This window comes from Rhodococcus sp. LB1 (assembly GCF_001583455.1).
Classification (GTDB): Bacteria; Actinomycetota; Actinomycetes; order Mycobacteriales; family Mycobacteriaceae; genus Rhodococcus_F; species Rhodococcus_F opacus.
In genome coordinates, this window is record NZ_LTCZ01000355.1 from 1 (window position 1) to 6741 (window position 6741).

The window sequence follows — 6741 nt, forward strand, 5'->3', positions numbered from 1 at the left end:
TCGAATCCGGGGCGCCCCGGCCCGCCGCGATCGTGGGCGGTCCGGTCGGATTCATCGGTGCCGCGGAGTCGAAGGAAGCGTTGATCGAGCACCCGAGCGGACTGGACTATCTGGTGGTCCGCGGCCGCCGGGGTGGCAGTGCCATCACGGCTGCGGCGCTGAATGCGATTGCGAGCGAGGTCGAATGAGCTCCGAAGAACGGGTGACCGGCAAACTGTGGGGCGTCGGCATCGGACCGGGTGACCCGGAACTGGTGACGGTGAAGGCCGCGCGGGTCATTGCCGAGGCCGATGTGGTGGCGTTCCACAGCGCCCGGCACGGCAAGAGCATCTCCCGCGCGGTCGCGGCGCCGTACCTGCGAGACGGCCAGATCGAGGAGCACCTCGTCTACCCCGTCACCACCGAGACCGTCGACCACCCCGGCGGATACCAGGGGGCGATGGACGAGTTCTACGAGGAGGCGTCACAGCGACTCGCCGCCCACCTCGACGCCGGCCGTTCGGTCGCGCTGCTCGCCGCGGGCGACCCGCTTTTCTACAGCTCGTACATGCACATGCACAAGAGGCTGGCGCAGCGCTTCGAAGCGGAGGTCATTCCCGGAGTGACGTCGATCAGCGCCGCCTCCGCCGCGCTGGCGATGCCGCTGGTCGAGGGCGAGGAAATCCTCACGGTCCTGCCCGGAACGCTGCCGCGCGGCGAGCTGACGCGGCGCCTGCGGGAGACCGACGCCGCCGCGATCCTGAAGCTCGGACGCACGTACCCGGCCGTCCGGCAGGCGTTGAAGGACTCCGGCCGCATCGACGAGACGTGGTACGTCGAGCGGGCCAGCACGACCAGGCAGAAGATCGACGCCGCGGACGACGTCTCGGACAGCGACGTCCCCTACTTCTCGATCGCCATCGTGCCCAGCCCGTCGAACGCCCGCCGCGACGACGCGGCACCGCAGGGCGAACTCGTCGTCGTCGGGCTCGGTCCCGGCGACCAGGCCTGGACGACACCGGAAGTGCAGCACGAACTGTCGCTCGCCACCGACCTCGTCGGCTACGGCCCCTACATCGACCGGGTCCCCGAACGTCCCGGCCAGCGCCGTCACTCCAGTGACAACCGCGTCGAGGCCGAACGCGCCGCGATGGCACTCGACCTGGCCAAGAACGGGGCCCGCGTCGCCGTCGTGTCGTCCGGTGACCCGGGTGTGTTCGCGATGGCCGCCGCGGTGCTGGAAGTCGCGGCCGAGGAGCAGTGGCGCGGCGTCCCCGTGCGCGTCCTGCCCGGCATGACCGCCGCGAACGCCGTCGCGAGCCGGGTCGGCGCACCCCTCGGGCACGACTACGCCGTCCTGTCGCTGTCGGACCGGCTCAAGCCGTGGGACGTGGTGGCGCAGCGCATCTCCGCGGTCGCGAGCGCCGACATGGCCTTCGCCGTCTACAACCCCGCGTCGAAGTCACGCACCTGGCAGGTCGCCGCGATGCGCGATCTGGTTCTCGAGCACCGCTCCCCCGACACCCCGGTGATCATCGGCCGCGACGTGGCCGGCGCGCAGGAGTCGGTGCGGGTCGTGCGGCTCGCGGACCTCGACCCGGCCGAGATCGACATGCGGTGCCTGCTCATCGTGGGCTCCTCCATGACGACCGTCGTCGAGAACGAACACGGAACGAGGGTGTTCACGCCCCGGCGTTATCCGGGCTGAGTACCTCAGTCGACGCGGCCGGAGCGGAGTTCGGTCACCGCGATCCGGGCGGCGTGCCCGATCGCGGCATCGACCACCGGTAGCACGGGATCGGTTCGGGCGGCGCGGGTGAAGACTGCGACCGCGACGGGCGTCTCACCGGGAAACGTCACGACAGCCACCTCGTTGCGGATGGCGCCGATGGTCCCGGTCTTCCCGGCGACGTCCACCTCGGAATACGGGAACCCGGACCGGATGCGGTGCTGCCAGATCTGCGCGGACATCACGTGCCGGACGAACTCGCCCTGCGGCCCGGGCACCGCCCTTCCGGTCCAGATCGCGTCGAGAAGCGAGGTCATCTCCCGCGGAGTCGTCGCGCTCGCATACGACGGGTCGTAGGCGGACACGGTCCACGCCTCGTCATTGTCGGCCAGTGCCGCGAATGCCTCGGCGGTGGTGTGCGCGTGGGCGTCGATCACCAGGCTGCGGTGCGCATCCGCTGTGCCGCCGATGATGCGCGTGCTCGTCATGCCCAACTCGGACAGCGCCCGCTCGACGCTCTCCAGTCCCACCTGCCCGAGAACGAGGTCGGCGGCGGCGTTGTCGGACACGGTCATCATCGACATCGCCAGATCCCGCCAGCTCAGCACCACGGGATCACGGAACGTCGACACCCCCGTCGGCCCCGGAGTGCAGTCGGCCGGATTGATCCGGACTGTCGCGGTCGGCGACAACTCCCCGGATTCGAAAGCACGGCACAGGGCTACGAGTAGCGGAAGTTTGTAGACCGACGCCAGAACCACGAGGTCGTCCGCGCCGACCGCGATGTCACCCCCGTCGTCGATCGGGGTCCCGACGCGGCGGGCGTGCAGCCATCCGGTGCACCCGGCGTCGGCGAAGACGTCACGGATCCGCTTCTCCGCCGACACGGTCATCGATCGGCCCTCAGCAGCACCCGGTCGAGGGCGGCAGCGGACGGTGCGACGTCGGCCCCGGAGCGCCAGACGATCCGTAGGCGCAGCGGGAGATCTTCACGCAGCAGATCGACCCAGGCCACACCCGGCATGACCGTCGGCGCCGTCGCCGTCACCCCGAAATGACCGCCCGCTGCCACGTGCGTGAGAATCTCGCGCGGACCCGGTGCGATCACGATGTCCGGGTCCACACCCCGGGCCCGCCACAGGTCGACGAACAGGTCGTGGGCAGGCGGATTGTCCGAGCGTGGACCGGTGGCGAGCACCAGCCCGCGCAGCATCCGGACCTGCGCCTTCCTCGCGACCGCCGCGGGGTGGTCGTCCGGCACCACCACCCACCGTCGAAGCCTCAGCACCGGCCCACTGTCGAGACCAGTGAGCAGAGCGGGATGTTCGACCACGGCGACGTCGAGACTGCCCGAGCGGACGGCGTCCACGAGTTCGGTGGTGGACGCCGTGGTCGTCACCACGCGAGTTGGCCGGGCCTCGTCCGCGTCGCGAAGGGCACGGACGCACCGCACCACCACACCGTCGGCCACCGAGTGCGGGACACCCCATCGCACCACCGCGTCGCGACCGCCGGCGATGCGGTGCGCCTCGTCTTCGAATCGGGCCGCGTCGGCGACGAGAAGCCGCGCACGCGGTAGCAATTGGCGTCCGGCGTCCGTGAGCCCGACTCCTCGGGCACTGCGCTGGACCAGCTCCGCGCCGAGTCGCTGTTCGAGCCGCCGCACTCCCTGTGACAGCGGCGGTTGCGTCATTCCGAGCCGGGATGCGGCGTTGCCGAAATGTCCCTCTTCCGCAACGGCGACAAAGAAACTCAGGTGGCGGAGCAGATCCATGGCGACCATTGAACCAGTTCCGACCGCCCCCGTCAGGCGACGCCACCGGTTCCCAGGCACAAAACATTGCCCTGAACTGCGGCGATAGCGCACCCGACTCGCGACCACGCCGCTTTCGTCTTTGCGCTATGAGTGTCCGCATCCGACATTGGATCCATGCCCACATACCGAAATCATCCGAAGCCACGGCGCACCGGTCGTCGCGGTGCCGTCACTCTCGCGCTGGCTCTGCCCCTGCTGCTCGGGGCGTGCACGGCCACCGCGGAACAGGCCCAGCCCACCACGTCGGTGGCTGCGGCGCCGGATCGGCGGCCCCTCGACGCGACGATCGCCGCCCTGGAGGCGCAGTACTCCACGCGGATCGGAGTGACGGCCGTCAATCCCGTGACCGGCGAGGTCTACAGCCACCGAGGCGACGAACGGTTCGCGATGTGCTCGACGTTCAAGGCCTACGCGTCCGCCGCGGTCCTGCGCAAGACCGAGGACGGGTCGACGTCACTCGACAAGTCGGTCGTGATCGAACCCGGCGACCTCGTCGAGAACTCGCCGGTCACCGCCGCAGCGGTCGGCACCCCGATGACCTTGGGGAAGATCGCCGAAGCAGCGCTGACGCAGAGCGACAACACTGCCGGGAACTACCTGCTCCGCGAGATCGGCGGTCCGCAGGCGGTCACCGATTTCGCCCGAGTCGTCGGAGACGAGAGCACACGACTGGACAGGTGGGAGACCGAACTCAACACCGCATTCCGCGACGACCCCCGGGACACGACGACACCGAACGGCATCGCACAGGGTTTCCGTGCGCTGCTCCTGGGAGACGCCCTCGACACGGCCAGTCGTGACCAACTCCTCGAGTGGATGCGGGCGAGCAAGACGTCGGACAAGCGAATGCGCGCCGGTCTGCCCACCGGATGGACTGCCGCCGACAAGACCGGTGGCGGAGGCTTCGGCACCGCCAACGATGCCGGTGTCGCATGGAGTCCGGACGGCGCCCCCATCGTCCTCGCCATCCTCACCGACAGCCTCACGAATCAGGAAGGCGCGCAGGGAAACAACCAGGCGATCGCCGACACCACCGCGGCCGTCATCGAGGGCATGACTGCGCCGTGAGCCATCCGAGCACGTGTACCGGTACCGAACCTCGCTCTCTACTGCACAGGTGGGGCAACAGCTGGTGCGTCGACGGACGGAGCGAGCTGCCGCTAGCTCACGACGTCGTGACTGCGCACCGCCCGGCGCAGAGGCCTTTCCGTCTTGGCGACGCGCCGCCCGGCCACCGTCAACATCGGGCGCGGGATTCCGATACCCATCACCGGCACCCCTGTCACATACCCTTCCCGGTAGAGGTAGTTCGACGCATCGGCCACTTCGTCCCGAGTCAGGGGCGAGGGCACCCAGCCGACGGTCTCACCGATGGCATCCGCGTCCAGAATCGGACTTCGGTACCCTTCCGTCGCCTTCGCGAGAAGCCAACGCAGAACAGCGTCACGAACCGCCCATTGACGATCGGTAGCTGCATTCACATTTCAGTCCTCCGGTAGATGCCGTTGATGCTTGCATGCACCATAGCCACCGCCCAGGAATAAGCAAGTTCGTGAGCGTTCCTGGGGTTCTTGGGATCTCACGCAAGGACGCTTCCAGCAGGGCACCACGTGCGAGCCGGATGCCGAAGTGGACTTATCCACTTTCCTGGGTATGGTCGGGATCAGTTCGTGGTTGCCACCCTCGAAGATGGAGCGACAATGGCTGACAAATCCGCCGTCAAGAGTTCGAAACAGTCCGCACGCGCACTCGAGGAGCGCCGGGCGGAGAAGCGGGCGAAGGCCAAGGAGTCGACGGAGATCATCCGAAAACGAAAGGGCTGAAGCCGTATTGAAGGATCGCGGCGGATTTCCCGGAGGACGGCCCTGCAACCCTCTGCGACAGTAGCCGGCGCCAGGGTCGGCCAACACGCCGCTCCGGCATATCGGCGACCGGAGTGTTCTTCCACCGCGCGCACTCGACTGCGGCGAGGGATCCGATAGACCTGGCCGCGACCAACCGATCACCGATGAGGGTCACGAAGGACGAGGAGCCCACCCCGCCCCGGCGCACGGAACGTGCACAACCCTTGACTCGGACACCTATCATCCGAGTAAACTAGGACAATATAAATCCAAGTTAGGAGACGGGCATGAAGATCGTCATTTTCGGAACCGGACTCATCGGGAGTCAGGTCGCATCGTCGCTGAGCGAGTCCGGGCACGACGTCGCGGCTCTCGGTCGCGGCGACGGTATCGACACCACCACCGGCAAGGGCGTCGCGGAGGCTGTGGAGGGCGCCGACGTCGTCGTGGACCTCACCAACTCGCCGTCGTGGGAAGACGACGACGTCCTGGCCTTTTTCCGCGAATCGACGACGCACATGCTCGCCGCCGAAGAGGCGGCAGGCGTGGGGCACCATGTCGTCCTGTCCATCGTCGGCGCCGATCGACTCCCCGACTCCGGATACATGCGTGCCAAAGTCGCCCAGGAGGATCTGGTCAAGTCCGGCCCCATCCCCTACTCGATCGTGCGATCGACGCAGTTCTTCGAGTTCATCGCCGGCATCGCCGCGGCAGGCACAGTCGGCGAGACGGTGCATGCGACCCCGGCACATCTTCAGCCGATCGCCTCGAAAGACGTCGTCACCCGGGTAGCAGAGGTCGCCGTCGGCGCCCCGCTGGGCGGCACAGTCGAAATTGCGGGACCTGAACCGCTCGGCATCGATACACTCGTTCGACGGCTGTTCGCCTCGACCGGCGACCAGCGGACCGTGACGACCGACCCCGATGCCGGCTATTTCGGCGCCAAACTCGATGACGCTGCGATCACTCCGACACCCGGCGCCAATGCCTGGATCGCACCGACCACTCTGGACGAGTGGTTGCGCGAACACGCCTGAAACAATGACGCAGTGCCACCCCGCAACACCGACACAGGGGCGTGGATAGAGTCGTGGCCATGAAGCTTTCCGGTGGTGTGGAGTGGGCACTTCACTGCTGCGTCGTTCTCAGCCAGGCCGAAAGCCCGGTACCCACTGCCCGGCTGGCCGAACTGCACGGTGTGTCGAAGACATACCTCGCCAAGCACCTGCAGTCGCTCGCACGTGCCGGCCTCGTCCACCCCACCGAGGGCCGCGACGGCGGATACGTCCTGACCCGCGCACCCGAGGCCATCACCGTCCTCGACGTGGTCCAGGCCGTCGACGGAACCGAGCCCGCCTTTCGGTGCACCGAAA

General features: G+C 68.0%; 9 protein-coding genes. 6 read left to right on the top strand and 3 right to left on the bottom strand.

Going from position 1 to position 6741, the window contains the following annotated elements:
- Both AZG88_RS35390 and AZG88_RS35395 read left to right on the top strand, forming a co-directional pair.
- A partial coding sequence (locus tag AZG88_RS35390) for a precorrin-8X methylmutase (protein ID WP_197487988.1) occupies positions 1-188 on the top strand: 188 nt, incomplete at its 5' end.
- Complete coding sequence (locus AZG88_RS35395; RefSeq protein ID WP_061040915.1) at positions 185-1687, top strand: precorrin-2 C(20)-methyltransferase; 1503 nt, start codon at positions 185-187, stop codon at positions 1685-1687. The genes AZG88_RS35390 and AZG88_RS35395, both read left to right, overlap by 4 nt.
- 5 nt (positions 1688-1692) lie before the next feature.
- Here AZG88_RS35395 and AZG88_RS35400 read toward each other — a convergent pair whose 3' ends face one another.
- Both AZG88_RS35400 and AZG88_RS35405 read right to left on the bottom strand, forming a co-directional pair.
- Positions 1693-2601, bottom strand: coding sequence for a serine hydrolase (locus AZG88_RS35400; RefSeq protein WP_061700413.1), 909 nt, complete (start codon positions 2599-2601; stop codon positions 1693-1695).
- Positions 2598-3491 (bottom strand): LysR family transcriptional regulator, encoded by an 894-nt coding sequence (locus AZG88_RS35405; RefSeq protein WP_061700414.1) that lies wholly within the window; start codon positions 3489-3491, stop codon positions 2598-2600. Before AZG88_RS35405 ends, AZG88_RS35400 begins: the two co-directional genes overlap by 4 nt.
- A 147-nt stretch (positions 3492-3638) precedes the next feature.
- Between AZG88_RS35405 and bla the strand changes: the two genes are divergently transcribed.
- A complete protein-coding gene (bla, locus tag AZG88_RS35410; protein ID WP_061700415.1) occupies positions 3639-4592 on the top strand; it encodes a class A beta-lactamase in 954 nt (317 codons plus the stop codon).
- A gap of 92 nt (positions 4593-4684) precedes the next feature.
- Here bla and AZG88_RS35415 read toward each other — a convergent pair whose 3' ends face one another.
- A complete protein-coding gene (locus AZG88_RS35415; protein WP_005246405.1) occupies positions 4685-5005 on the bottom strand; it encodes a hypothetical protein in 321 nt (106 codons plus the stop codon).
- 219 nt (positions 5006-5224) lie between these two features.
- Between AZG88_RS35415 and AZG88_RS55180 the strand changes: the two genes are divergently transcribed.
- The 3 genes from AZG88_RS55180 to AZG88_RS35425 all read left to right on the top strand — a co-directional run.
- On the top strand, positions 5225-5347 hold the full coding sequence (locus AZG88_RS55180; RefSeq protein WP_257015054.1) for a hypothetical protein: 123 nt from the start codon (positions 5225-5227) through the stop codon (positions 5345-5347).
- A gap of 308 nt (positions 5348-5655) precedes the next feature.
- A complete protein-coding gene (locus AZG88_RS35420; protein WP_061700416.1) occupies positions 5656-6405 on the top strand; it encodes an SDR family oxidoreductase in 750 nt (249 codons plus the stop codon).
- 59 nt (positions 6406-6464) lie between these two features.
- Positions 6465-6741 (top strand): RrF2 family transcriptional regulator (locus AZG88_RS35425; RefSeq protein WP_156517693.1); only part of this gene is annotated, 277 nt, incomplete at its 3' end.